The organism is Gemmatimonadaceae bacterium (genome assembly GCA_036273715.1).
In the GTDB taxonomy this organism is placed as follows: domain Bacteria; phylum Gemmatimonadota; class Gemmatimonadetes; order Gemmatimonadales; family Gemmatimonadaceae; genus JADGGM01.
Map to the genome: position 1 here is coordinate 81,762 of DASUHB010000028.1, position 26,283 is coordinate 108,044.

The following is a 26,283-nucleotide window of genomic DNA, read 5'->3' on the forward strand; positions in this document are numbered from 1 at the left end:
ACAGTCGAGCGGCTGCCAGGTCACGGGTGCGACATCGGGGTGGGCTGCGCCGTGATCGGCGAGTGCACGTCGCACTCGCGCGTCGGCTCGGTGCCGGGGATGAAGTACTCGGTGGTGACGTCGCTGTCGGGGCAGAACGGATTGCGCAACAAGCCGGTGGTCCAGTCGATGTCGCGGGAGATGATGTCCTCGGGCCGCGCCCAGTCGGCCGGCTCGGGGCGCCGCGCGTAGACCTCGTTCATGAAGCCTAACCACGCCGGTGCCGCCAGCCGGCCGCCCTGCGCGTCCGACATGATGCGTTGCGGGCGATCGAATCCCATCCAGACGCCGGCCACGAGGTCCGGCGTGAAGCCGATGAACCAGACATCGGAGTAATCGTTCGTTGTTCCCGTTTTGCCGCCCGCCGGGATGTGAAAGCCCGAGGCCCAGATCGAAGCGGCCGTTCCGCGGCGCACCACGTCCTTCATCATGTCGACCATGAGCCACGCTTCTTCAGGCGACAGCACGACGTAGCGCTGCGGATTGGCCTGGAAGATCACGTGGCCGTTGGCGTCTTCGACGCGCGTGATGCCGAACGGCGTGGCGCGCACGCCCAGCGTCGCGAACGTCGTGTACGCGCTGATCATCTCCAGCGGGTACACGTCGGCCGAGCCGATGTGGATGGATGGATACGGCGGAATCGGCGTGGTGAGGCCCAGCTGTCTGGCCATCGCGATCACGTTCTGCTCGCCCAACTGCATGCCTAACCGAATCGTGGCCAGGTTGCGCGAGCGGTACAGCGCGCGCCGCATGGGCATGATGCCTTCGAACTTGAGGTCGTAGTTCTGCGGCGTCCACTCGGTTCCGTTGGGCTCCGGCACGACGAGCGGCGAGTCGTCGAGCAGATAGCTGGGCGGCAGGCCGTTGTGGATCGCGGTCGCGTACACCACGGGCTTGAACGTGGACCCGGGTTGTCTGAGCGCCTGGGTGGCGCGATCGAACTTGGAGTCGTCGAAGTCGCGCCCGCCCACCAGTGCGCGCACCGCGCCGGTGCGCGGATCGACCGCGACGAAGGCGCCCTGAAGGTAGGGCGAGTTGGGCGCATCGCTCTGATTGGCCGACGACCGCGCGGCATACTGCTCGAACGTGGTGTGCTTGAACGCGCCGTACTTGCCGGCTTCGATCGCGCGCAACTGCTTCTCGAGATTGCGCTCGGCCGCCGACTGGAGATCGACGTCGAGGGTGGTGTAGACCTTGAGCCCGTCGGTGTAGACCTTCTCACCGAACTGATCCTCGAGTTGGCGCCGCACCCATTCGACGAAATACGGCGCAAGCTCGCCTGCCTCTTCCTTGCGGGCGAGGCGCAACGGGTAGGCGCGCGCCAGTTGGGCATCTTCCGCGCTCACGACGCCGGCGCGGTGCATGAGCTCGATGATCGTGTTGCGCCGCTGGATGGCGCGTTCGGGAAAGCGGCGCGGATTGTACCGCTCCGGCGCCTTGGGCAGACCCGCGAGCGTGGCGGCTTCGGCAAGGTTGAGGTCGCGCACGGATTTGCCGAAGTACCGCTGCGACGCGGTCTCGACGCCGTAGGCGCCGTTGCCCAGATAAATCTGATTGAGATACAGCTCGAGGATCTTGCTCTTCGGATACAGTCGCTCGATTTCGCGCGCGACTTTGGCTTCTTTGATCTTGCGCGTGAGCGTTTTCTCGCGGCTGATCTTTTCGGTGAAAATATTCCGCGCGAGCTGCATCGTCAGCGTGGAGAAGCCTTGCGCATAGGCGCCGGCGCCGACGTTGTGCACGGCGGCACCGAACACGCGGATCCAGTCGATGCCATGGTGCTCGTAGAAGCGTTTGTCTTCGGTGATGACGAACGCTTCCTGTACGGTTTTGGGAATCTCGGCTAACGGGACGAGCGTGCGGCGCTCGAGTCCGAGCTCGGCGATGAAGCGGCCGTCATCGGCGTACAGCTTCGACGTCTGGTGCGGCGTGAACGCGTCGAGCTGGCGCGGGTCGGGGCACGCGCTGCCGCGGCACACGAGCGTCCACGACGCGTATGCAAAGCCGGCGAGGAAGGTCGCCGCGAACGTGGCGACGAGCAGCAGCTGCCGCCGCAGACGCGCCGGCTTACGCCCAGCCGGCTTGCGGGCAGCCATCGGGACGGGGACGAGCGAGCGCGAAAACGCGACTCACGCCGGAAGCAGAATGAGACAATGCGAATGATGAGGGTGAGAACGGCAACCTAACCGTCGGCCGCCAAGCGGGCAACGCAGCGCGCCGCTGTGTACCGGTTCAGTTTGGGGCGCCGTTCCCTCATGGCTTGCATCTACGTTCATGAAGACGCGGACAGGCAGGACACAACGGACAGAGCACTGACAACCAACCTGCACCTTTACCCGCCGCCGAGCGGCGGTTCGCGCCGCGGGCCCGGCGGCAGGCGGCCGCGCGCTTCCCCTTGACATCCTACAAGAGAGCCGGTATGCTGCCCTTGTCGAACGTCTAGGGGGGGGAAGCCGACGTGTCGCACGCCAACGCCGATGTCCTGCAAGGAACGCTGGATCTGCTCATCCTCAAAGCGCTGTCGGTCGAGCCCATGCACGGCTGGGGCGTTGCGCAGCGCATCCAACAGATCTCGCGCGACGTGCTGCAGGTGAACCAGGGCTCGCTCTATCCGGCCCTGCACCGCCTCGAACACCGCGGCTGGATTGCCGCGTCGTGGGGCGCGAGCGACAACAACCGCCGCGCCAAGTTCTACCGCCTAACGGCCACCGGGCGCAAGCAGCTGCACGCGGAGGTCGCGACGTGGCGCCGCTTCTCCGCGGCCATCGAGCTCGTGCTCGCCGTCGACTGAGCGACTGGAGGCACCATGGACCGCTTTCGCGGACTGCTCGTTCGCTTCCGGTCGCTGTGGAAGCGCGAGGCAGCCGAGCGCGATCTGGACGATGAGCTGCGTTTCCACGTGGCGATGGAAACCGAGGCCGGCCGCGCACGCGGTCTCGCCCCCGACGAAGCGCGGCGACGAGCCCTGCTCACCTTCGGCGGCATCGAGCGCTTCCGCGAGGAGACGCGCGACGCTGACCGGCCGCGCTGGCTCGACGACGCGCGCGCCGATCTCGCCCACGCGTGGCGGCTGGTGCTGTCCCGGCCGGGATTTTCGGCCGCCCTGGTGTTTACGTTAGGCATCGGCGTTGGCGCGAACACCGCCATCTTCGGCATCGTCAACGCCGTCCTGCTCAGACCATCGCCGTTCCCCCGCCCCGATCGGCTGGTGATGATCTGGGAAACGGATCGCAAGAGCGGCACGCGGCACGAGCCCGCATCGTGGCCCGATGTCGTCGACTTCGCCGAACGGAGTCGGACGCTGCAGGCCATCGGGGCAATGACCGGACGCGACGTCACGCTCGCGCGACGTGGCGCGAGCGAGCCCGAACGCGTGACCGGCCTCGCGATCACGCCGAGCGTCCTGGCGGTGCTCGGCGTGCACGTGATCGCCGGCCGGCCGTTCGCCGCCGACGAGGGTCGACCCGGCGGCCAGAATGTCGTTTTGTTAGGCGAGCAGTTCTGGCGTACCCGGTTTTCCGCCGATCCCGCGATCGTCGGGCACACGATTCTGGTGGACGAACGGCCGGCGCTCGTTGCGGGGATCCTGCCCGAGGCAGCCGACCTCGGCGTACGTCAGATCCACGAGCGCGCGGACTACGCCGAGACGTTCAGCAGCGCCCACGTGGATGTCTGGCTGGCGCTCCAGCCGAGCGTGGACTCGTTTCCGCGCGAGACGCACCCGTTCCTAACGGTAGGCCGGCTTGCGCCGGGCGCCACCCCCGCGGCGGCCCAGCGCGAGCTGTCGACGATCGCGGCGGCGCTCGAGCGCGAATATCCGGTGAACGCGCACCGCGGCGTGAACATCGAGTCCTATGGCAGCGTCGTGTTCGGCGCTGTGCGTCCGGCGCTCCTGCTGCTCTTCGGCGCCGTGACGCTGCTCCTCCTGGTGACGTGTGCGAACGTCGCGAACCTGCTGCTTGCCCGCACGGCGGCGCGCACGCGAGAAGTTGCGGTGCGCATGGCGCTGGGCGCCGCACGGGCTCGAATCGCCCGACAATTTCTCGTCGAGTCGTTGGTCTACGTCGTTCTCGGCGGCGTGGCCGGCGTGGTGCTCGCGTTCGCCGCTCTTCACGGGCTGGTATCGCTCGCGCCGAGCGATGTGCCGCGGGTGGACACCGCGTCGATCGACGGCCGTGTCGCGGCGTATACCGCGGGCACGACACTCGTGATCGGCATCCTCTTCGCGGCGCTACCGGCGCTCCAAATGCGACGGCTCGATCTTCATCACGCGCTCAAGTCGCACGGCGGGCGGCTGATATCGCTTGGCCGCTCCGCGCGCCGATTCCAGGCATGCGTGATCGTCGCCGAAGTCGCCCTCACCGTCATGCTCGTGGCCGGCGCCGGACTTCTCCTCCGCAGTTTGTGGCGCCTCTCACGCGTCGACCCGGGGTTCGACACGACGCGTGTGCTCGAGGCCCAATATCAATTGCCATCGACGCGCTATCCGATCGACTTCAAGCGCTTTCCCGACATTCCCGCGATCAACGCATTTCATGCGCGGATGCTCTCGGCCGTTCGGGCGATTCCGGGTGTCGCGGCAGCCGCGCTGGCCGCCAATCCGCCGCTCGATCCGGGCTTCACCAACTCGTTCACGATCGTTGGGCGCGAGGCCGAGTCGGCGCACTTTCCCGAGATTCGAACGCGCTTCGTGTCGCCCGGGTACCTCGAGACGCTGGGCGTGCCGCTGCTCGGCGGCCGCGCCATCGCGGAAAGCGACGATGCGCACTCGCCTAACGTAATCGTGATCAACCGGGCGGCGGCGCGCCGGTATTTCGCGACGACCGATCCGATCGGCCAATCGATCGCCTTCTGGGGCGCTGCCCGTCGCATTGTCGGCATCATCGGCGACGAGAAGTTCCGCGGCGTCGACGCGCCGAGCGATCCGGCCGTGTACGCGCCGATCGCGCAGGCGCCGCTGCAGCAGGCGACGATTCTCGTGCGCGCCTCGCGCGGCGATGCCATGGCGCTGGCGCCGGACATTCGAGCGGAGGTGCGCGCGCTCGATCCGCAAGTCGCTCTGTTCGGCGTCGAACCACTCGCGTTGAGCGTCCGGTCGAGCATCGCCAAGCCGCGATTCGATGCCGTGCTGTTGGCGGCGTTCGGTGCCGTGGCCATTCTACTCGCCGTGATCGGCGTGTACGGCGTATTGAGTTACACGGTGACGGAGCGCATGCCGGAGTTGGGCGTCCGAATGGCGCTGGGGGCGAACCGCTGGAATGTGATACGCCTGGTCGCCGGCACGGGTGTCGGGCTGGCCGCCCTCGGCGTAGCGTTAGGCATGGGCGCGGCGTACGCGGGATCCCGCCTCCTGCGCTCGATGGTGTTCGGGGTGAGCACGACCGACCCGGTCACGTTCGTCGGCGTCATCCTGATCGTGATGCTCACGGCATTGGCGGCGAGTCTCGCGCCCGCGTTGCGCGCCACGCGCGCCGACCCGATGCAGGCGTTGCGCGCCGAATCGTAGACACCGCCGGACCGCGGAGCGCAGCGATGGCCCGGCGCCCATGACACCCGGGCGTCGGGTGCGTACCTTTGCCGCATGACCACCACTGCCCTGCTCGCCGAGCTCTCGTGGCGCGGCCTGTTGTACCAGCACACCGAGGGACTCGAGGCCGCGCTGTCGGCCGGCGGCCTCGTCGCCTACTGCGGATTCGATCCGACCGCGCCGAGCTTGCATGTCGGGAGTCTCGTGCCGGTGATGGGGCTCGTGCATCTGCAGCGGACCGGGAACATGCCGATCGCGCTCGTGGGCGGCGGGACGGGGATGATCGGCGATCCGAGCGGCAAGAGCACGGAGCGGCAGCTGCAGACGCGCGAGACGATCGAGGTGAACAGCCGCGCGATCGGGGCGCAGCTGGCGCGGTTCCTCGACTTTTCGGGCGCGACGGCCGCGATCATGGGCGACAACGCCGACTGGCTGCTTCCGTTAGGCGCGGTGGAGATGCTGCGCGACGTCGGCAAGCACTTCACCGTGAACTACATGCTGGCCAAGGAGTCGGTAAAGGCGCGCCTCGAGGGAGGCATCTCGTTCACCGAATTCAGCTACATGCTCCTGCAGGCGTACGACTATCTCCAACTGCATCAGCGGCACGGGGCGACGCTGCAGATCGGCGGCAGCGACCAGTGGGGCAACATCACCGCCGGCATCGAGCTCATCCGCCGCGTCACCGGCCACGAATCGCACGCGTTGACGCTTCCGTTAGTCACGACGGCGGCGGGTACCAAGTTCGGCAAGACCGAAGCGGGCGCGGTGTATCTCGATCCGGCGATGACATCGCCCTACAAGTTCTATCAGTTCTGGATCAACGCCGATGACCGCGACGTGTCGCCCTGGCTCCGCTTTTTCACGCTGCTCGATCGCGCGAGCATCGAAGCGCTCGAGCACGAAACGCGGGAGCACCCCGAGCGCCGTGCCGCCCAACGGACGCTGGCCGAGGACATGACGTCGCGCGTGCACGGGGCCGAGGCGCTCCGGACGGCGGGCGAGGTGTCGGCGCTGCTGTTCGGCGGCGGCGATCCCACCAGGCTGTCGCCGCAGGCGCTGGATGCACTCGCGGCGGAAATTCCGTTTGCGCGCGCGAGGTGGACGCGCGCCGACGCGTCCGCGGACGGCCGTTCGTTAGGCCTGCAGGACGCGCTGGTGGCGGCGGGGCTCGCGTCGTCCAAGAGCGACGCCCGGCGGACCATCCAGCAGGGCGGCGTCAGCGTGAACGGCGTGCGCGCATCGGGCGACGCACCTGTGGTGCCGGCGCAGTGCCTGCACGGGTCCTACGTGCTGCTCAAGAAAGGCGCGCGAAACTACGCGCTGCTTCGCATGGAAGATTGACGGCGGTCACGGATACGCGAGCAGCGTCAGGCGCCGGATCTGCGGCGCGTCGTCCGCGCCCGCGGGTGTGATCGTGCCGTCTTCGTGCACGCGATCCCACCCGCTCCGTGCGATGAAGTAGAAGGTGTCGCCGACGATCACGCCGTGCGTCGGGTCGCTGACCGCCGGCTTGGCGCGCTCGAGCACCTGCGCATCCAGCACGCGAGTCATCGCCGTGTCCAGGAGGGCGCGCACGACACGGTTCGGCGTGGTGCCGTTTTGCACCGCGAGGAGCGTGTTGCCCACGCGATACAATCCGTCCGTGCCGGCGAGCGCCACGTTTCCGGGATGTCCGAGCCAGCTCACGCCGCGCGACGAGAGGTCGATCACCGCGACGCCGCGCGCGTAGTCGGCCACGAACAATCGCTTCTCGTCGGCCGAGAGCGCCGGCGTCTGGGGCGACGTGAAGGTGCCGGGCGGGACGAGCACCGCCAGAGCGCGCGCGCCCGGGGTCGCCACATACACGGCGCCCGAGGCGGCGTCGGAGATATACACGGTGCCGTCGGCGCCGACGGTGATGTCGCCTAACACATGGGCCCGGCGCGGGTCGGGCGGATCGAGCCGCGCGCGGAGCACACCCGTCGCCAGGTCGTACGCCAGCAGCGCCGAGCGGCCGGAGTCGGCGCGGGCGTATCCCTGTGCGGCGGGCGTCGCCGCGGTCGTGGCCCACAGGAGCTGGCGTGCCGCATCGACGTGCACGGCGAAGATTCCCCACGTCGAATCGCTGCCGGCGCGGGTGAAATCCGATGCGCGGCCGGCGCTGTCGACGGCGATGATCTTGCGCCGGTGCACGCTCGACACGAGAAACCGGTGCCTAACGGAATCGTACGCGATGTCTTCGGCGACGAGGTCGGCGTCGGCGAGGGTGAAGGCGACGGCGCCGCGCGTCACCGGCTCGAGGTTGGCCGTGACGCGCCGCATCACCCGCGGATATCCGGGCAGCGATCGAACCGACGCCAGGTCGGCGTCGCGTTCCGCATCCTGAAACAGGCCCATGTCGGCGAAGGTCTGCAGCCACTCGAGCGCGCGCTCGCCGTTGCCGAGGCGCGCCTCGGCCACGGCCAGATCATAGTCGATCGCCGGCAGCGGGCCGATTTCGCGCCGCATCGCGAGCAACTGGGCGCGGAAGGTCGCGAAGTCGCCGGTGGTGTACGCTTTGTGCGCAGCGCGGTCGTGATCCCGCCACGTGGAATCGCGCTGTGCCGGCGCGGCCGATGCGCCTAACGCAAGCGCCGCGAGGACCAGGGCCGCCCGCATCAGTCGTCCTCTCCCACCATCACCGACAGCGCGTGCAGCACTTCCTGGCGTGTGTTGTAGCAGTGCGGTGAGAGGCGAATGCAGCCCTCGCGGACCGCGTGCGTCACGTGCGCGCGCGTGAGGCGCTCCGTTGCGGCGACGAGGTCGGCCGGCGCGAGCGCGATGATGCCGGCGCGGTGCGCGCGATCGGCGGGCGTCACCAGGCGCACATCGTTGCGCCCGTCCGCCCATTCGATGGCGGCATCGACGAGCACATTCACCGTGCGCTCGACGTCCGCGGGCCCGAGCTCGTGCAGCAGCTCGAGGCTCGCGTTGAAGCCGGCGAAATCCTGGAACGGCAGCGTGATCACCTCGAAACGGCGCGCATCGTCGAGGTAGCCGAATTCGTAGTCCACGAGGTGCGCGAAATCCAACGACGCGCGCATCGCGAGCCAGCCCACGTCGCCCGGTTCGAGCGTGCGCGCCAGCTCGTCGCGCACATAGAGGAATCCGGATCCCCACGGCGACAGCAGCCACTTCTGTCCACCGCACGCCAGCAGGTCGATGTGACACGCGGTCACGTCCAGCGTGGCCGCGCCTAACCCTTGAATCGCGTCCACCACGAACCAGATGCCGCGCTCGCGGCAGAGGCGTCCGATGGTTGCGAGATCGGTGCGGAAGCCCGTCGAGAACTGCACCCACGACGCCGCCACGACTTTGACGTGCGGGTGGTCGAGCGCCGCGATGAGCGCGCGCTCATCGGGCACGCCGTTGGCATCGGTGGCGAGGCGCATGGTGCGGATGCCGCGACGCTCGAGCGCCATCCACGGATAGACGTTCGCGGGAAACTCGCGATCGAAGCCGACGACGATGTCGCCCGCTTCGAGCGGCAGCGCGCGCGCCGCGACGTTGATTCCGTACGACGTGTTCACCATGCAGGCGATTTCCGACGGCGACGCATTGATGAGTTTCGCCACGAGCGCGCGGGTGTGGGCGACGGTATCGAACTCGTCCTTGTCCGTCAGGCGGTAGGGTTCGGCGCGGAGGGCGTTGAACGCGGCCATCGCGCGCACGGTGCGATCGGGCAGCGGTCCGGTGGAGGCATTGTTGAGATAGATGGTGGACCCGCGTTCGGTCCACGGGAATTCCTGCGCACGGAGGCGCGCGACATCGAAGGTCATACCAGTTGGGCCTTGGCCGGCACGCGCTCGCGTGCGGCGAGGAATCGAGGGTCGAGGGCGTCGCGCAGCGCGTCACCCACCAGGTTGAAGCCGAGGACGGCCGCGCCGATGGCGAGACCGGGGAACACCGATGTCCACGGCGCGGTGCGGAGCTGCAGCAGGTCGCGCGCGTCGGCGATCATCGAGCCCCAGCTCGGCGTCGGCGGCTGCACGCCCAACCCGAGGAACGAGAGCGCGGCTTCGGCCATGATCGCGCCGGCGATGCCCAACGTACCGGCGATGATCACCGGCGCGATGCAGTTGGGCAGCAGGTGCTGCACGATGATGCGCCGGTCGGTCGCGCCTAACGCACGCGCCGCGTGGACGAACTCGAGCTGCCGCGTCACCAGCACCTGGCCGCGCACGATGCGCGCCATGCCCGCCCAACCCACGACGCCAATGGTGACGAAGACCGTCGTCAGCGACGGCTCGAGCGCCGCCGCCATCGCGATGAGCAGGAGCAGCGTCGGGAACGCCAGGGTGATGTCCGCGAGGCGCATGATCGCCTCGTCGACCCAGCGGCCGTAGAAGCCGCTCACCAAACCGAGCGTGACGCCCAGCGTGAGCGCGATCGCCTGGGACACGATGCCGACGGTGAGCGAGATCCGCGCACCGAAGACGATGCGCGCCCACACGTCGCGACCTTGAAAGTCGGTGCCCATCCAGTGCGCGAACGAAGGGCGCTGGAGCTGGCCGGCGAGGTCGATGGCCGTGGGATCGTACCGCGCGACCAACGGCGCCAGCGCCGCGAGCAGCACCAGCACGATCACGGTGACCAGGCCGAGCATGGCGCGCGGATCCGCACGCAGCCGGCGCCACAACAGAAGGAGCACGGTGTCGTAACCTACGTCGTGGGCCGCGTACTATGCCATACCGAAGAACGGCGTCGCTCGGGATTCTGTCGATGCCATCGCGCCGCGCTCCTAACCCACCGGATCTCGGAGCGCCGCCGGCGTATCCGGCGGCTGCTGCTTCCAGCGCCGGTGATGCCAGAAGTACTGCTCGGGCGCGAGACGGATGTGCCGCTCGAGCACGGCCGTGTACGCGGCAACCGCCGCATCCACATCCTGCTCGAGGTGCCCGGTCTGGCTGACCGGGATGTCCTCGATCAGCAGGTGATACCGGCCGTTGGGCTGGCGCAGCGCCGTCCCGAACACGAGCGGCGCATCGAAGCGCAGGGCGAACACCGCGGCGCCGCGCGGCGTCTTGGCCGGGCGCCCGAAGAAGTCGACGTACGTGGACGCGATGTTGAGTCCGGCCTGATCGACGAGGATGCCGACCATGCCGTTGTCGCGCAGGGTGCGGGGGGTGCGCCGCACCGATTCGCGATCGCGCACTACCGTTAGGCCGAGCCGGGAGCGGACGCGGCTCACGTACGCATCGAAGAGCGGATTCCCCATGCGCCGGATCACCGCATCGACGTGGATGCCGCGCGCGGCGACGTACGCGGCGCAGAGCTCCCAGTTGCCGAGGTGGCCCGAGGCGGCGATGAGGCCCTTGCCCAACGCAAGCTTGCGCTCGACGAGCTCCCAGTTGTCGACCCGCTCGAAGAGATCCAGCACGTCCTGGCCGCCCATGCGCGAGAGGAGCGCCGTTTCGACCGCCACCGTGCCCAGGTGGCGGTACGCCCGCGCGGCGATGTCGCGCACGGCGGCCCGGTCGAGCGCCGGGAACGCGGCGGCAATCTGCCCCTCGACCACCCGGCTCCTGATGCCTAACGGACGCCAGCCGAGCGACGCGAGCGATGCGCCGGCGCGGAGGGCGCGGTCGCGGCCCAGCACGCCCAACGCGCCGATGAAGGAGCGGAGCGCGCCGTATTCGACGCGGTGGGCGAGCGACGGCGCGCGCGGCTTGGGCGGCGCGGTCACCACGAGCTCCGGTCGCTGGCGGCGAGCGCGGCGCGCTCGAACGCGTCGACCATGAGCGTCTCGGTGTAGTCGCGCGCCACGCGCACCCGGCCGGCGCCGCCCATCGCGGCCCGCTGGTCCTCGTGCGCCAGGAGCCGCGCGATGGACGCAGCGGCATCGTGCGCGTCGCTCGCCGGCAGCACGATGCCGGTGATACCGTCCGGCACGTACAGCGCCGCCACCGTGTCGCGCTCGGCGATCACCGGGACGCGCGACGCGAGCAGATCGAGCGCCGCAAACGCTCCGTCATCGCCGCCGGCGACGACCCAGCCGAGATCGGCGAGCGCCAGGATGCCGAGGTCGTCGTGGCGCTCATCGAGGAAGATCACGCTGCGCGAGACGCGGAGCGCAGCGGCGTGCATGCGCAGGTCATCGGTGGGCGCGCCGGCGCCGAGCATCACCAGGCGCAGCTCGGGATGCCGGGGGCCGAGGAGCGCGATCACGCGCAGCACGTGGCCGGCGCGGGCGCGCGAGCGCTCGTCGTAGCGGCACACGAGCAGCCGGTGCTGTCCGTCCGCGAGGCCGAGCGACGCGGGCGCAGCCGGTCGGATGTTTTCGTAGAGGTGCGGGCGGACGCCTAACGGAACGACCGCCGGCGCCAGACGGGCGTGCGGCGTCGGCGGCGCGCGCTGGGCATCCTCGTCGGCCGCGTACACGATCCCCGTGGCGGCGGCGCGCAGCGCCAGCCGCGCGCGCACCGACATCCGGAGCGGCTCGCCCGCCGCCGCCCGGCGCAGCACCGCCGCGCGCGCCGCCATCCGCGCGGCGCCCGCCGCCACCGTTTGCTCCTGATCGGTCTGTACGCACACCACCTGGATGAACCGCTCCTGCAACGCCTGGCGCAGCCGCCGAACGGCAGTGAGCAGCGGGACATCGACGGCCGCGGGCAGCACTTCGTACGACCCGAACTCGAGCCGCTGCTCCACGGCGCTTTCGGGCGGACAGGCGACGGTCACGGCGTGGCCGCGCTCGCTCAACCCGCGCGCGAGCGCCGCCGCGGCGCGGGCGCTTCCGGTCCACGCCGGCGCCGACAGATAGAACAGGATGCGCACGTTAGTCCTGCAGCAGCTCCTCGCCGCGCTCGCCGAACTGCAGACAGTACAACCGCCAGTAGGCGCCGCGCCGCGCGAGCAACTCGTGGTGCGTTCCGCGTTCGACGATGCAACCGTCGTCGAGCACCAGGATCTCGGTCGCGTGCTGGATGGTGGACAACCGGTGCGCGATCACGAACACGGTGCGTCCCGCGAGGAGCCGATCGATGGCCTCCTGCACCAGACGCTCGGACTCGGTGTCGAGCGCCGACGTCGCCTCATCGAGGATGAGGATGGGCGGGTCGACGAGCAGCGCACGGGCGATCGCGATGCGCTGGCGCTGGCCGCCCGACAGCCGGGTGCCGCGCTCGCCTAACGGCGTGTCGTAGCCCCGCGGGAGCTCGGCGATGAACTCGTGTGCATTCGCCGCCCGCGCCGCCGCCTCGATCTGCGCATCGGTGTACTGGCCCGATCGGCCGTAGGCGATGTTGCTGCGCACCGTGTCGTTGAAGATCACCGTCTCCTGGCTCACGATTCCGGTGAGCGCGCGCAGCGAGTCGAGCGTGATCGCGCGCGTGTCGACGCCGTCGAGCACGATGCGGCCCGCGGTCGGCTCGTAGAACCGGGGGATGAGATCGACGAGCGTCGTTTTGCCGGCGCCGCTCGCGCCGACGATCGCCAGCACGTCTCCCTTGGTGGCCGTGAACGTGATGTCGGACAGCACCGGGCGCTGCCCGGCCTCGTACGCGAAGGTCACTTCCTCGAAGGCCAGCGCGTCGCGGAAGTCTCGCACCACCCGCGTGCCGCGGTCGAGCGCTTTTTCCGTTGGGCGGTCGATGACGTCGAACAATCGTTCCGATGCCGCGAACGCGTTCTGCGCCACCGCCGGGATCTGCGACAATTGCTTGAGCGGCTGCAGCAAGCGCATCACGAACGTGAGAAAGACCAGGAACTGCGACGCCTGCAGCGACTGGTCAACGAGCACGTATCGGGCGCCGATCCAGAGCAGCAGAACGGTGATCCCCGCGCCTAACGTCTCGGTGATCGGCTGCGCGATGAGCGCCACGCGGGCCATGCGCACGAGACCGGATGAATACGTGTGGCTGGCGCCGATGAACCGCTGCTCCTCGTACGGCTCGGCGCCGAAAGCTTTGACCAACCGGATGCCGCTCACGCTCTCCTGCAACACGCTCATCATCTCGCCGTGGTCGTTGCGCAGGCGGCGATAGCCGCGGCGCAGCCGGCGCAGGAGCGGCTGGAGTCCGAGCGTCAGCAGCGGCGCGACGATGAGCGCGATGAGCGTCAACTGCCACGAGATGCCGAAGAGATACGCCACGTAGATGATGACCAGCGCGGATGCCGACAGCGCCTGCGTGACGATCTGCGTGACCAGCGTGCGCGTCTGCTCGGTGTCGGCAAGGACGCGCGACAGGATCTGGCCCGTCTTGGTGGTGGTGAAGTAGCCGATCGGCAGCCGCTGCAGGTGGCGGTACACCGCGTCGCGCAGATCGCGGGTCACGTACTCCTGGAGCTCCGCGCCGAGCGTGCCGGCGATCCAGATGAAGAGATTCTTGAGCGCGACCGTCGCCAGCAGGACGAGGATCACGTTGCGCAGCGACTGCATGGGCTGCGCCGGGTCGAGCAGGCGGCCGATCGTGGCGTGCAGGAACGTGTTGACCCATCCTTTGCCTAACGGGATGGGCGGCTGCTTGAACAGCTCGTCGAGGAACGGAATGAGGAGCGCGAACGAGTAGCCGTCGAGCGCCGCGCCGATGAAGTTGGCGACGATGTTCCCGGCCATGCGCCACACGTGCGGCCGCAGGAACGTGAACAGCCGGCGATACAGGTGCACGGGCCTAACGGCGCGGCGTGAGCAGCGCCACCGGCAGGATCACTTCCTCCGGCGTCACCCCGCCGTGCAGGAACGATCCGCGGTAGCGCGTCTGATACTCGCGCAGCTTGGTTGGATAGACGAAGAACGTGTCGCCCACGGCCAACAGCGTGTTGCCGCCCAGTCCGCGCCGCGGCAGCCGCAGGTCGTCGAAGTTCGAGAACAACAGCGCGTGCTCGGCACGCTCCGCGCGGAGGTCTTCGCCGAATTTGTAGCGCAGGTTGGCGGTCGCGTCGCGCTTCGCGAATACCGTGGCCGGCGTCTGACAATGGATGGAACCGTGGTCGCTCGTCACGAGCGCCGGAATCCCGCGCCGCGCCGCTTCCTTGAGCAGACCGAACAGCGTCGATCGCTCGAACCACTGGCGCGTGATCTGGCGCAGCGCGATCTCGTCCTTGGCCACCTCGTACAGGATCGCCGACTCGCTGCGCCCATGCGTCAACAGATCCACGAAATTGAACACGAACGCGCTCACTCCTTCGGACGCGATCGCGCTCGTTAGGCGCCGCTCGAGCTCCGCCGAGTCGCCCGACGTGGAAATCTTGTCGTAGCGAACCGGCACGCGGGTCTTGAGCTCGTCCAGGTGCGCCTCGAGCAGCTCGCGCTCGTGCGCATTCAGCGATTCGTCCTCGCGCTCGCCCCACCAATCGGGAAACCGCGCCGCGATCTCGCCTGGAAACAGTCCGCTGAAGAGCGCGTTGCGCGAGTACGGCGTCGCCGTCGGCACGATCGAGAAATAGTGCGTCGTCTCGACGTCGAAATACGGTGCGAGCAGCGGCTGCAGCACCCGCCACTGATCCAGCCGCAAGCAGTCGATGACCACGAACAACGTGGCCCGGGAGCGCTCGAGGATCGGCAGCAGAAACTCGCCCACGATGTCGATCGAGAGCGGCGGACGGTCGCCTTCGAGATCGCGCAACCACTTGGGGTACGCGTCGCGAAAGTACGCGGCAAATTCGCGGCGCAAATCGGGATACAGCGCTTGCAGCGAGTCGTAGAGACTCTGTTCGCGCGCCTGCGCCAGCTCGATGTCCCACTCCACCATTTCGGCGTAGCGCGCCACCCAGTCTCGCCATTGCAAGTCGCGCTGGCGCTCCATCTCCATGGCGCGGAACCGCTCGACGAACGATCGCGCAATGGCCTGCTGGCGGATGCGCGGCCCCTCGAGGACGCGCGTGATGACGCTCAACACCTGCCGCGGATTGATCGGCTTGACGAGGTAGTCGCGCACGTCGACGCCGATTGCTTCACGCAGCGTCGCGTCTTCCTCGCTCTTGGTGACCATCACGATGGGCAGGAACGGGTCGAGCTCGCGAATTTCGCGGTAGGCGTCGAGGCCGCGTTTGCCCGGCATCTGCTCGTCCAACAGCACGATGCCGTACTGGCGCCGGCGCAGCATTTCGACCGCGTCGTCGGCGTTGGACGCGGCGTCCACCTCGAACCCCTTCTCACGCAGGAAGATGCGATGAGACTCGAGAAGATCTGCCTCGTCGTCGATCCACAACACCGACTTGGGGGGTTGCGCCATGCTGGCGCAATGTAGTATTGCCGGCAGGTGCCTGGTAGCTACCAATCCATGCCCGCGCCGATTCACTTTCCGTTTCCTGCACTCGCTGCGCAGGCCGGACGGGCACCGTTAGGGGGCACACGAGAAGTGGCCCTGGCGTGTCTCATGGCCGCGCGTCTCGCCCTGAACGCGCGGTGCGCGGCCGCCGAGTTGAACAAGCGGGCGCACACCGACCGCACGCACAGCGCACGGAGCTGGTTTGCATCGCTCGCCATCCCGCCGGCGGTTCGCACGGCATGCATGCGACTCATCGATGCGACGGTCGCCGCCGACGCGCTGGAAGTTGGCGCGGCACTCGCGGCCGTGCTCAGCGCCGCACGCCGACAGCTGGACAGTGCGGGCGTCGATGAACTCGATCGCGCGATCGCGTCGCTGCGCGCGGAGTAACGTCACTATCCGCTTTTGCAAAGCCGGGATATCGTAGACCCCATGGCACCGTCCGCGCACACCGACATTTCACCGCTCTCGCAGCTCATGATGCGCGTGGACGCGGTGGCCGATGGAACCGCCACCGCCGATGGAATTGCGACCGGATTCCCGAGTCTCGACAAACTGCTTGGCGGGGGACTGCGCCGCGGAGATCTGATCGTGCTCGGCGGTGACGTCGGCGTGGGAAAGTCGGCGCTCGCGCTCGCGATTGCCTTGCGCGCCCGAAGCGCGGGCACGGCTGTCGAATTCATGTCGGGCGAAATGGACGTGTCGCGAGTTCTCGAGCGCGTGCTGGCCATCGAGGGGAAAGCCTCAGTCGACCAGATCCGCCAGGGAACGTTGGACGACATCACTCGAGCCGCGCTTGGCGCTGCTGCATTCAGGTTGCGTGACGCCACGCCCGGCATTTCGCGATTGCCCGCCGGCGGAGTGGCAGAGGTTGTCGCGCTGGCGGCTTCGCACCATCCGGCGCTTCTGGTGGTCGACTCGCTGCAAGCAATGGTCGGCACGGCACACGGAACGCTGGACGACGAGCTTGCACTCGCCGTTCGCGCGCTCAAGGCACATGCGCTGGATGCGAAAGTGGCCGTGCTGGTCACCGCGCACGTGCCGTCGCTCGATCGCAACCGCGCTGATCTTCGTCCGGCGCTGGACGATTTCGGTGCACGCGGCGCGGTGAAGCAGCTGGCCGACGTCGTCCTCGGCTTGTTCCGTGAAGAGCTGTATCAGCCGTCGCCCGGACACGAGGGCGCGACCGAGCTGGCGGTGCTCAAGAATCGAAGCGGACCGACGAGCTACGTGGACCTGTTTTATTACAAGCAGTGGTTGCGGTTCGAAGACATGGTCGAGTGAGGCGGGAGCGCGGCCCTCCCTCATCGCTTACTTTTCTCTTGGCTACGTTCACGAGACTCCGATGGCTGGTCACAGTAAGTGGAAGCAAATCAAGCACTACAAGGCGGCGGCGGACGCGAAGCGCGGCGCTGTGTTCACGAAGCTCATTCGCGAGATCACGGTTGCGGCGCGGACCGGTGGCGGCGACCCGGGCGGTAATCCGCGGCTGCGTACGGCCATCGAGGCGGCGCGGGCGGCGTCGATGCCAAAGGACAACATCGAACGCGCGATCAAGAAAGGCACCGGCGAGCTCGAGGGTGTCGAGTACCAGGAGATCACGTACGAGGCGTTCGGGCCCGGCGGCGTGGCGCTGCTGATTCACACGCTCACCGACAACGCCACGCGAACAGTGGCCGACATTCGACACAAGCTCTCGCGCGGCGGCGGAAATCTGGGGGCGACGAATTCGGTGTCGTGGATGTTCGAGCGGAAGGGGCAGATCTTCGTCCCCGCGCAGGGTGTGGACGAAGAGGCGGCGCTGGAGGCCGCGCTCGAGGCCGGTGCTGAAGATCTCGTGCGAGAGGATGATCGGTACGTGATCTCGACGGACCCGGCGTCGTTGCATGCCGTCAAGGCTGCGTTGGACGCGAAGAACATCGCGACCGATGGCGCCGAGATCGCCATGATTCCCAAGACCACGGTGCATGTCGAAGGCAGGACGGCCGAGACGCTGCTCAAGCTGATGGAAGAGTTGGACGATCTGGACGACGTGCAGAAAGTGGAAGCGAACTTCGACATCGACCTCGCCGAGATGGCGAAGGCCTGAGCCGGCGGCGTGATTGTTTTAGGCATCGATCCGGGCACCGCTGCCACCGGCTATGGCGTGGTGACGGATCATTCGGGGGAGCCGCGCGGCTCCCTTTCGCTTATCGAGTGCGGCGTGATACGCACGGCGCCGCGCGATGCGCTGAGCGTGCGGCTCTCGGGACTGTACGACGAAGTGCGCGGGCTCATCGTGCGCCACCGGCCCGAGGCGTTGTCGATCGAAGACGTGTTCTATGCCAAGAACGTACGCACGACGGTGGTGCTCGGCCACGCGCGCGGCGTCGTGTTGTTGGCTGCGCAGCAGAGCGGGATGGCGATCTTCGAGTATCCGCCGGCCGAGATCAAGAAGACCGTTGTGGGCGCGGGCGCGGCGACCAAGGCGCAGGTGCAATTCATGGTTGCGCGCTTGTTGCGCCTCAAGAGCGCGCCGCAGCCGTATGACGCGGCCGACGGCGTGGCGGCGGCGCTGGCGCATCTGCTCACGGCGCGCATCCCGCGCCTGGAGCGCGTGCGATGATCGCGCAGGTCAATGGTACGCTGGTGGCCAAGGACCTGGACCGCGTGGAAGTGATGACGGCAGGCGGCGTCGCGTACGAGCTCACCATCCCGTTAGGCGCGTACGAGCAGTTGCCGCGGCTGGGCGACCCGGTGACGCTGCAGACGCACGTTGTCGTGCGCGATGATGCGTGGATGCTGTTCGGGTTCACGACCGTGCACGAGAAGCGCGTGTTTCAGCGGCTGCTCACCGCGAATGGCGTCGGGCCGGCGCTGGCGATCGGGATGCTCTCGGCGCTTTCGGCCGAGCGGCTGGTGCGTGCGATTCAGGAAAAGGATCTCGCGACGCTGCAGGGGGTGCCGCGCGTGGGTCGTAAGAAAGCGGAGCGGCTGGTGCTCGACCTGGCCGACAAGCTGGACGACGTGATGATCGCCGGGGACGGCGCGGCGAGACCCGCGAGCGCGGCAGCGGATGATGCGATGCGGGCGCTGGTGTCGCTCGGCTATAGCGCGAGCGACGCGGAAAAGGCGGTGCGACGCGTGGTCGAAGCCCAAGGGCCCGGCCGCACGGCGTCAGAGCTCATTCGGGCGGCATTGGCGCGGATGACGGGCCCGGGTTGAGTCAGCCCTGATGTAATCGATCGGCGACATTTGACGGAAGTAAACGATCGGTGACATTTGACAAATGTAAGCGATCGTTTACAATTGTCTATTGTCTCCGATCCTTACACCATGCTGATCCGCACCGCTCACGAGCTCGGGCATTTCATTCGCGACCGCCGCCGCACGGCCAACATGACGCAGGACCAACTGGCTAGGCGCATCGGCGTGAGCCGCCAGTGGGTCGTTGATATCGAACGCGGAAAGCCGACCGCTGCACTCTCACTCGTGCTTCGGACGCTCACGGCGCTTGGGATCCGCATCGACCTGCGACCGCAGGAGGCTCTGCGCGAGCGCAACTCGATCGATCTGAACGCGATCATCGAGCGCGCAAAGTCACGCCGTTGAACCGCCGTCGGACTCAAAGATGAAGCGGGATCGAGTGCTCATCGCCTTACTCGACGGAGCGCGTGTCGGCTCGATCGAGCGAGATGGACACGGGCGCCTGCGCTTCATCTATGACGACGCGTGGCGTGGAGACGCGAGAGCGTACCCGCTCTCGCTCGCCCTCCCGTTAAGCGCGGCAGAACATAGCCATGACCCGACGAACGCGTTTCTGTGGGGGCTCCTGCCCGACAATGATCGAACGTTGGACCACTATGGCCGCCTGTTCGGTGTCTCGCCGCGGAATCCGATTGGGCTGCTTTCGCGCCTGGGTGCCGACTGCGCCGGCGCAGTCCAATTCGCGAGTCCGGACGATGTCGAGCGCCTCACTGCCACCCGTTCTGCCGAGCACGTACAATGGCTCAGCGAAGAGGAGGTCGCCGCTGAGCTCCGCAGCGTTCGGCAAACCGGAATACCCGGCATGTCCGCGCGCATGGGCGGGCAATTCAGCCTTGCCGGTTCCCAGCCGAAACTTGCGCTACTCGAGGAACGCGGACGGTGGGGCAGACCGAGTGGCCGAACGCCGAGTACATGCATTCTCAAGCCACCGACCGGCGAGTTCCACGGTTTTGTAGAGAACGAGCACTTCTGTCTCACGGTCGCAAGGTTCCTGAGCATCGGCGCTGTCTCTTCACGCGTAGTTCAATTCGGCAACGAGACGGCAATCGTCGTCGAACGATTCGACCGCGCCAAACGGGGTCCGTTGTACACCCGCATTCACCAAGAGGATGTCTGTCAGGCTCTCGGCGTGATGCCAACGCGGAAATATGAAAATGAGGGGGGACCTGGTATTGCCAGAGTGATTCAGCTCTTGCGCGACGCTTCGGCGAATCCGCAAGACGACATTCTGCGCTTCCTCCGCGCCACCGCCTTGAACTGGGTCATCGCCGCAACAGATGCACACGCCAAAAACTACGCTCTGCTGCACGCAGCTGGCGGCGCGCTCCGGCTCGCTCCGTTTTATGACATCCTCAGCTTCTTACCGTACGACGGGGCACTTCACGACGTGAAACTCGCCATGCGTATTGGCAGCCAGTATCTTGTTCGTCGCGTTAATCGCCGCTGCTGGGAGACTCTCGCAAAAGCGTCTGGGTTAGGCACGAAAGACGTTCTCGACATCGTGCGCGACGTTGTCGCTCAAATGCCGACCGCAGTCGAATCGGCGGCAGACGCAGCAATGGATGCCGGACTGGATGCAACGGTTATCCGGACACTGGACACGCGTATCAGAGGCCGAACGCGCACCTGCGCCGCCATGCTCACCGCGTGAGTGCAATCGTGCCTACCTGGGATGGGTACCGCTGTGGAGCCCATAGTCGCCGCGGGCTGGCAGGACGGACCGCCGCGCTCTAAGATGAGCGGATACATCGCACTGGAGTTCGGGATCGCATGATCGCCCAACGAGCCATGACGTTCACGGAGTCCGTGATTCGCGAGATGACGCGGATTGCGCAGCAGCACGGCGCGATCAATCTCGCGCAGGGATTCCCCGATTTCCCGATGCCGGCGCCGATGAAGGACGCGGCGTGCGCGGCAATCCAGGGCGACATCAATCAATACGCCATCACGTGGGGGGCGCCGGCGCTGCGGCTCGCAATCGCGGAGAAGTATCGGCGGTGGTATGGGTTGGAGGTCGATCCGGACCGCGAGATCACGGTGACGTGCGGCGCCACCGAGGCGATGGCGGCGACGTTTCTTGCGTTAGTCAATCCGGGCGACGAAGTGATCGTGCTGGAGCCGTTCTACGAGAATTACGGACCGGATGCGATCCTGGCCGACGCGAAGCCGGTGTTCGTGCCGCTCGAGGCGCCGAAGTGGAGGCTCGATCCCGATCGGCTGCGCCGCGCGTTCAGCGCGCGCACCAAGGCGATCATCGTCAACACGCCGCACAATCCGTCGGGGCGTGTGCTGTCGCGCGACGAGTTGTCGCTGATCGCGGAGTTGTGTCAGGAGCACGATGCGTGGGCGTTCACCGACGAGATCTACGAGCACATCCGCTACGCGGGCGCGCACCACGCGCTCGCGACGTGGCCGGGGATGCGCGAGCGCACCGTGACCATCTCCGGATTGTCGAAGACGTTCAGCTGCACGGGCTGGCGGTTAGGCTACGCGATCGCGCCGGCGGCGGCGGCGACCGCCATCCGCAAGGTGCACGACTTTCTCACGGTGGGCGCGCCGGCGCCGCTGCAGGCCGCGGCGGCGGTGGGCATGGCGTTCGACGCCGACTACTACAATCACCTCGCGCGCGACTATCGCGAGCGGCGCGACGTCGTGTGCGCGGCGCTGACCGAGGCGGGGTTCACCTACACGGCGCCCGAGGGCGCGTACTACGTGCTGGCCGATTTCTCGTCGCTGTCCGACCAGCCCGATGACGCGTTCGCCAAGTGGATGACGCGCGAGGTGGGTGTGGCCACGGTGCCGGGATCGAGTTTCTACCACGACCCGGCGTTAGGCCGGTCGGTGGTGCGCTTCGCGTTCTGCAAGAAGCGCGCGACGCTCGAGGCGGTGGCCGAGCGGCTGGCGCAGCTGGCGGCGCGGGTCTAACGGAACGTCAGCCGGCGCGCAGCGCCTCCACCGGATCGACCCGCGACGCGCGCCGCGCCGGCAGCCAGGCGGCGGCCACCGCCATCGCCAGCAGCACCGCCGTCACCGCGCCGAACGTAACCGGGTCCGTCGGGCTGATGTCGAACAGCAGCGAGCGCATGACGTGCGTGGTCGCCACCGCGCCGGCGAGACCGATGAGGACGCCCGCGGCCGCCAGGCGCGCCGATTCCCATACGACCAGCCGCGTCACCTGCCGGCCGCTCGCGCCGAGCGCCACGCGAATGCCCATCTCGCCTCGACGCTGGCCAACCAGGTACGACACCACGCCGTACATCCCGACGACGCTCAACACCAGTGCCATCGCGGCAGCAACGCCCAACAAGAGCATCATGAACGTGGTCCGCGCCATCGAGTGGGCAACGATCGCGTCCATCGTCTCCACGTCGGCCACCGGCGCCTCCGGATCCACATCGCGCAGCACACGACGGATCTGCGGCACGAGCGCCGCCGCATCTCCCGTCCGTGCGCGCGCGACGAGCGTGAACGACCCGCCCGCCCCCCACACCCCGGTCCCCGGAATCGGGACGATCGGATAGTACACGACTTCGGTGGGCGGATGGTCGAGCCCTTCGGTGCGGACCGGGCCGGCGATGCCCACCACGTGAAAGAACGGCGGGCGGTTGCCCGCGCCAAGCCCCTGGCCGATCGCCTCTTCGTTAGGCCAGCGCCGGGTCGCCAGCGGGCCGCTCACCACGACGCCGGCGTCGTGCCCTTGGACCTCGTCCCACGTGGGCGCGCGGCCGCGCAGCGGGATGCGCATCGTCTCGAAGTACCCCGGCGTCACCAGCGGCCGCGCGATGCAAGGCGCATCTTCGCCCGGAGCGAGCGGATGCGCCTCGATGAACAGCGTGGCGCAGATGCCGCCTCCGCCAATGGGCAGCGATGAAATGGCGCCCGCCGATTGGACCTCGGGGAGAGCGCGGACCCGCTCGATGACCGCATGCCAGAATGCCGCGGCCTGGTCGTAGCTCCCGCCGTGCGCCGAGGACGGTGCGGCATTGAGCGTGATCACGCCGTGCGGATCGAACCCCGGACTGACATCCCGGAGATGGAGCAGGCTCCGCACCATGAGACCCGATGCCGCGAGGAGCACGAGCGCGAGCGCCGTCTGCACGACCACCAGGGCGCCGCGCGCCACGCGCCGGACGGGTGACGCGGTGAGGCCGCGCGACCCATCGCGCAGCGTGTCCACATCCACCGTCCGCCCGACGAGCGGCAAGCACCCGAACACCAGACCGGCGGCTGCCGCGAGCGCCAACGCGCACGCCGCGCTCTGCCAGCCCAGATGCACCTCCGTTAGGCGCGGCAACGTGGACGGCGCGAGCGCGAGCAGCGCGCGGATGGCGGCATCGGCGAAGAGCAATCCGGCGCCGCCGGCGGCAAGGCACAGCAACAGACTCTCGGTCAGATAGTGCCACGCCAGATGCGACGTGCCGGCGCCGATGGCGACGCGAATCGTCACGTCGCGGCGGCGCGCTTCCAGCCGCACGAGAAACAGGTTGCCGACGTTCGCACACGCGATGACCAACAGGAGCAGCGCGGCGGCGAGCACGATCCAGATGCCGCGCGCTGCGTCGCCCACCACCCTGCTTCGGAGTGAAAGCACGCCGGGCGTGAAGTGATACGCCCGCATGAAGGCGGCCGAGTACGCCGCGGGAAGGTCTTCCGGGAACCGAGCGGTGAGCGCCGCCAACTCCCGTTGGGCGGCGGCGGCATCGACGCCCGGCGCCAGGCGCCCGATGGCGCTGTAGTGGTGATCGTTGATCGGCGGATCGGCCGGATCCAGATTGAGCGTGAGCCAGAGATCGACCGATTGCATCGGCGGCTCCTCGCCCGGGCCTAACACACCGACGACCGTCCGCAGGCCATCCTTCAGGCGGAGGCTTCGCCCCACGACGGTCGAATCGCCGTGAAAGGCGCGCATCCAGTACTTGTGGCTCAGCACGACGCCCGTGCCCGCCCCCGGCCGGTCATCGGACGCCTGGAACGGACGGCCGAGGATCGTGCGCAGGCCAAGCACATCGAACACGCTGGCCGTCGCGAACATCGCCGGCAGCGCCCGAGCGCCATCGGGCGTGATGACGATGGCGTCGGACGAGAACAATGCGCCTAACGCGTCGAGCGTGTGGCCGTGGGCTTTGTAGTAGAAATACCCTGCCTCGGACACGCCCCACGGCCCCTGCGACGCGCCCGACACGTCGCTCTCGATCCACACGAGCCGGTTCTCGTTCGGATAGGGCAGCGGGCGGAGCACCACCGAGTCCAGCAGCGTGAAGATCGCCGTCGCCGCGCCGATGCCCAGCGCCAGCGTCGCCAGCACCACCAGCGAAAAACCCGGCGCCCGCCGGAGCCCGCGCACCGCCAGCCGCACCTCTCGGCCTAACGCATCGCGGATCTCGATGCGCCGCTGCCCGCGCGCCGCCAGCACATCGATGGCTTCCGCTTCCCGCTCGTACGCGGCCGCGTCGCCCAACCGCGCCAGCGCCTCCGCCCGCGCCGCCTCCGGCGACATCCCCCGCGCCACGTTCTCCGCCGTCCGCATCGCCACGTGATGCGCCATCTCGTCCGACACGTCGCGCTCGGGCGTCACGCCCCCCACCATCGCGCGCAGCTCGCGATACCGATCCGGGATCCAGGACATCGAGCGCCTCCTGCCGTCTCTCCGTTAGGCGGGGCGAGCCGCCAGGACCTTCGCCACCGCCGCGATGAACGCGGCCCAGGTCTCCGTCTCCTGCCGCAGCTGCCGCCGGCCCGCCGGCGTAATCGTGTAGTACTTGGCCTGCCGGTTGTTCTCCGACACGCCCCACTGGCCCGTCACCCATCCCCGCGCCGCCAACCGATGCAGCGCCGGATAGAGCGAGCCTTCCTCCACACGCAGCGCGTCGTCGCTCACCCGCTCCAGCCACCGCGCGACGTCATACCCGTGCATCGGATGCCACCAGAGCGCCCGTAACACCATCATGTCCAACGTGCCGCGCAAGAGATCGAGTTGCATGACGACGCCACGCCCCAAAGAGTTTCTATGGGAGCGAACCTACGGCCCGATCGCCCACCCCGCAAGCTCACCCCCTTCCCTCGCTGCCGTCTCCTGAGTCTCTTTCGGCCATGGCGCGCGCCGAAATCACCACGCCCGAAGTCATCGCCGATGAATCGGCCGTCGAGTTGTCGCTCCGCCCCCAGCGCCTCGCCGAGTTCATCGGCCAGCACAAAACCAAAAACAACCTCCGCATCGCCATCGACGCCGCACTCGGCCGCCGCGAGACGCTGGATCACATCCTGTTCTCCGGCCCACCCGGACTCGGCAAAACCACGCTCGCCGAGCTCGTCGCCCGCGAATTGAGCGTCAATATCCGCACGACCTCCGGTCCAGCGCTCGAAAAACCCGGCGATCTCGTCGGACCGCTCACCAATCTGCGGCAGGGCGACATCCTGTTCATCGACGAAATCCACCGCCTGCGCGCCGTGATCGAAGAGTTCCTCTATCCGGCAATGGAGGACTACCGGATCGACATCCGGCTGTCCGAAGGTCCGAAAGCGCAAACGATCACCATGCCGATCGAGCCGTTCACCCTCATCGGAGCCACCACTCGCGCCGGACTCTTGACGCCGCCAATGCGAGCGCGCTTTGGTATAACCGAGCGGCTGGACTTTTATCCGGTGGAAGATCTCGAAGAGATCGTCATCCGTTCGGCGTCGGTGATGAAAGTTCCGATCGACCGTGCAGGTGCGATGGAGTTGGCACGACGCTCGCGCGGCACACCCCGTGTGGCCAACCGGCTGCTCCGGCGCGTCCGCGACTACGCGCAAGTGAAAGCAGACGGAACGATCACGAGCGCAGTGGCCGCCGCGGCGCTCGAAATGCTCGAGGTCGACGCGTTCGGTCTGGACGACATGGACAGCCGGATCCTCAAGACGATCATCGAGAAGTGGAACGGTGGTCCGGCTGGATTGGGCGCGATTGCCGCTGCGATCGGCGAAGACGAAGTGACGATCGAGGAAGTGTATGAGCCGTTTCTGGTGCAGAACGGTTTCCTTCAACGGACAGCGCGCGGCCGCGTGGCCACGCCGCACGCCTACCGGCACCTCGGCTACACCGTCCCCCAGCCCGGACCAACGCAGGCGTCGTTCTTCTAACAGACCCGTCCCGGAACGCTTGACAGTCGAGCGCTGCGGTACGTATTGCTTGGGCATGCGCCGGATTCTCGTCGTCGTCGTCCTCTGTGTCGGCGCTGCGTCCACCTCCGCCCGTTCAGCGAG

General features: G+C 67.9%; 22 protein-coding genes. 12 read left to right on the forward strand and 10 right to left on the reverse strand.

Going from position 1 to position 26,283, the window contains the following annotated elements; all coding sequences use genetic code 11:
• Positions 1-20: 20 nt before the first annotated feature.
• Complete coding sequence (locus tag VFW04_04910; protein HEX5178643.1) at positions 21-2,135, reverse strand: PBP1A family penicillin-binding protein; 2,115 nt, start codon at positions 2,133-2,135, stop codon at positions 21-23.
• 362 nt (positions 2,136-2,497) lie between these two features.
• On the opposite strand from VFW04_04910, the gene VFW04_04915 reads away from it, so the two are divergent.
• The 3 genes from VFW04_04915 (at position 2,498) to tyrS (ending at position 6,907) form a co-directional block, all read left to right on the forward strand.
• A complete protein-coding gene (locus VFW04_04915) occupies positions 2,498-2,830 on the forward strand; it encodes a PadR family transcriptional regulator (GenBank protein HEX5178644.1) in 333 nt (110 codons plus the stop codon).
• Positions 2,831-2,845: 15 nt separating this feature from the next.
• Positions 2,846-5,545 (forward strand): ABC transporter permease, encoded by a 2,700-nt coding sequence (locus VFW04_04920; GenBank protein ID HEX5178645.1) that lies wholly within the window; start codon positions 2,846-2,848, stop codon positions 5,543-5,545.
• Between the two features lie 75 nt (positions 5,546-5,620).
• The gene (gene tyrS, locus VFW04_04925; GenBank protein ID HEX5178646.1) at positions 5,621-6,907 is read left to right on the forward strand and encodes a tyrosine--tRNA ligase; all 1,287 of its coding nucleotides are present in this window, start codon (positions 5,621-5,623) and stop codon (positions 6,905-6,907) included.
• 6 nt (positions 6,908-6,913) lie between these two features.
• On the opposite strand, the gene VFW04_04930 is transcribed toward tyrS, so the two are convergent.
• The 7 genes from VFW04_04930 to VFW04_04960 form a co-directional block, all read right to left on the reverse strand.
• Entirely contained in the window at positions 6,914-8,203 is a 1,290-nt protein-coding gene (locus tag VFW04_04930) for a hypothetical protein (protein HEX5178647.1), read from the reverse strand.
• Positions 8,203-9,363, reverse strand: coding sequence for an aminotransferase class V-fold PLP-dependent enzyme (locus VFW04_04935; protein ID HEX5178648.1), 1,161 nt, complete (start codon positions 9,361-9,363; stop codon positions 8,203-8,205). The genes VFW04_04930 and VFW04_04935 overlap by 1 nt, the downstream gene beginning before the upstream one ends.
• A complete protein-coding gene (locus VFW04_04940) occupies positions 9,360-10,235 on the reverse strand; it encodes an ABC transporter permease (GenBank protein HEX5178649.1) in 876 nt (291 codons plus the stop codon). Before VFW04_04940 ends, VFW04_04935 begins: the two co-directional genes overlap by 4 nt.
• Before the next feature lie 90 nt (positions 10,236-10,325).
• Complete coding sequence (locus VFW04_04945; GenBank protein HEX5178650.1) at positions 10,326-11,270, reverse strand: lysophospholipid acyltransferase family protein; 945 nt, start codon at positions 11,268-11,270, stop codon at positions 10,326-10,328.
• Positions 11,267-12,361: a glycosyltransferase gene (locus VFW04_04950; GenBank protein ID HEX5178651.1), complete on the reverse strand. Its 1,095-nt coding sequence runs from the start codon at positions 12,359-12,361 to the stop codon at positions 11,267-11,269. The genes VFW04_04945 and VFW04_04950 overlap by 4 nt, the downstream gene beginning before the upstream one ends.
• Before the next feature lies 1 nt (position 12,362).
• Positions 12,363-14,192, reverse strand: coding sequence for an ABC transporter transmembrane domain-containing protein (locus VFW04_04955; protein HEX5178652.1), 1,830 nt, complete (start codon positions 14,190-14,192; stop codon positions 12,363-12,365).
• Between the two features lie 4 nt (positions 14,193-14,196).
• The gene (locus VFW04_04960; protein HEX5178653.1) at positions 14,197-15,759 is read right to left on the reverse strand and encodes a response regulator; all 1,563 of its coding nucleotides are present in this window, start codon (positions 15,757-15,759) and stop codon (positions 14,197-14,199) included.
• Between the two features lie 48 nt (positions 15,760-15,807).
• Between VFW04_04960 and VFW04_04965 the strand changes: the two genes are divergently transcribed.
• From VFW04_04965 to VFW04_05000, 8 genes are all read left to right on the forward strand, one after another.
• Positions 15,808-16,185, forward strand: coding sequence for a hypothetical protein (locus tag VFW04_04965; protein ID HEX5178654.1), 378 nt, complete (start codon positions 15,808-15,810; stop codon positions 16,183-16,185).
• Positions 16,186-16,227: 42 nt separating this feature from the next.
• Positions 16,228-17,079 carry a DnaB-like helicase C-terminal domain-containing protein gene (locus VFW04_04970; GenBank protein HEX5178655.1) on the forward strand — a complete coding sequence of 284 codons (852 nt, stop codon included), beginning with the start codon at positions 16,228-16,230 and terminating at the stop codon, positions 17,077-17,079.
• 61 nt (positions 17,080-17,140) lie between these two features.
• On the forward strand, positions 17,141-17,884 hold the full coding sequence (locus VFW04_04975) for a YebC/PmpR family DNA-binding transcriptional regulator (GenBank protein ID HEX5178656.1): 744 nt from the start codon (positions 17,141-17,143) through the stop codon (positions 17,882-17,884).
• Positions 17,885-17,893: 9 nt separating this feature from the next.
• Entirely contained in the window at positions 17,894-18,400 is a 507-nt protein-coding gene (gene ruvC, locus VFW04_04980) for a crossover junction endodeoxyribonuclease RuvC (GenBank protein HEX5178657.1), read from the forward strand.
• Positions 18,397-18,999, forward strand: coding sequence for a Holliday junction branch migration protein RuvA (gene ruvA, locus VFW04_04985; GenBank protein ID HEX5178658.1), 603 nt, complete (start codon positions 18,397-18,399; stop codon positions 18,997-18,999). Before ruvC ends, ruvA begins: the two co-directional genes overlap by 4 nt.
• Positions 19,000-19,056: 57 nt before the next feature.
• Positions 19,057-19,386, forward strand: a complete 330-nt coding sequence (locus VFW04_04990) for a helix-turn-helix domain-containing protein (protein HEX5178659.1) — start codon at positions 19,057-19,059, stop codon at positions 19,384-19,386.
• A 19-nt stretch (positions 19,387-19,405) separates the two neighbouring features.
• A complete protein-coding gene (locus VFW04_04995; GenBank protein HEX5178660.1) occupies positions 19,406-20,692 on the forward strand; it encodes a type II toxin-antitoxin system HipA family toxin in 1,287 nt (428 codons plus the stop codon).
• A gap of 119 nt (positions 20,693-20,811) precedes the next feature.
• Positions 20,812-21,966, forward strand: coding sequence for an aminotransferase class I/II-fold pyridoxal phosphate-dependent enzyme (locus tag VFW04_05000; GenBank protein HEX5178661.1), 1,155 nt, complete (start codon positions 20,812-20,814; stop codon positions 21,964-21,966).
• A 7-nt stretch (positions 21,967-21,973) separates the two neighbouring features.
• Here the strand turns inward: VFW04_05000 and VFW04_05005 are convergent, their stop codons facing one another.
• Together VFW04_05005 and VFW04_05010 are read right to left on the reverse strand one after the other, a co-directional pair.
• Complete coding sequence (locus VFW04_05005) at positions 21,974-24,667, reverse strand: ABC transporter permease (GenBank protein ID HEX5178662.1); 2,694 nt, start codon at positions 24,665-24,667, stop codon at positions 21,974-21,976.
• Positions 24,668-24,691: 24 nt separating this feature from the next.
• The gene (locus VFW04_05010) at positions 24,692-25,021 is read right to left on the reverse strand and encodes a PadR family transcriptional regulator (GenBank protein HEX5178663.1); all 330 of its coding nucleotides are present in this window, start codon (positions 25,019-25,021) and stop codon (positions 24,692-24,694) included.
• 110 nt (positions 25,022-25,131) lie between these two features.
• On the opposite strand from VFW04_05010, the gene ruvB reads away from it, so the two are divergent.
• Positions 25,132-26,160 (forward strand): Holliday junction branch migration DNA helicase RuvB, encoded by a 1,029-nt coding sequence (ruvB, locus tag VFW04_05015; protein ID HEX5178664.1) that lies wholly within the window; start codon positions 25,132-25,134, stop codon positions 26,158-26,160.
• Positions 26,161-26,283 lie beyond the last annotated feature (123 nt).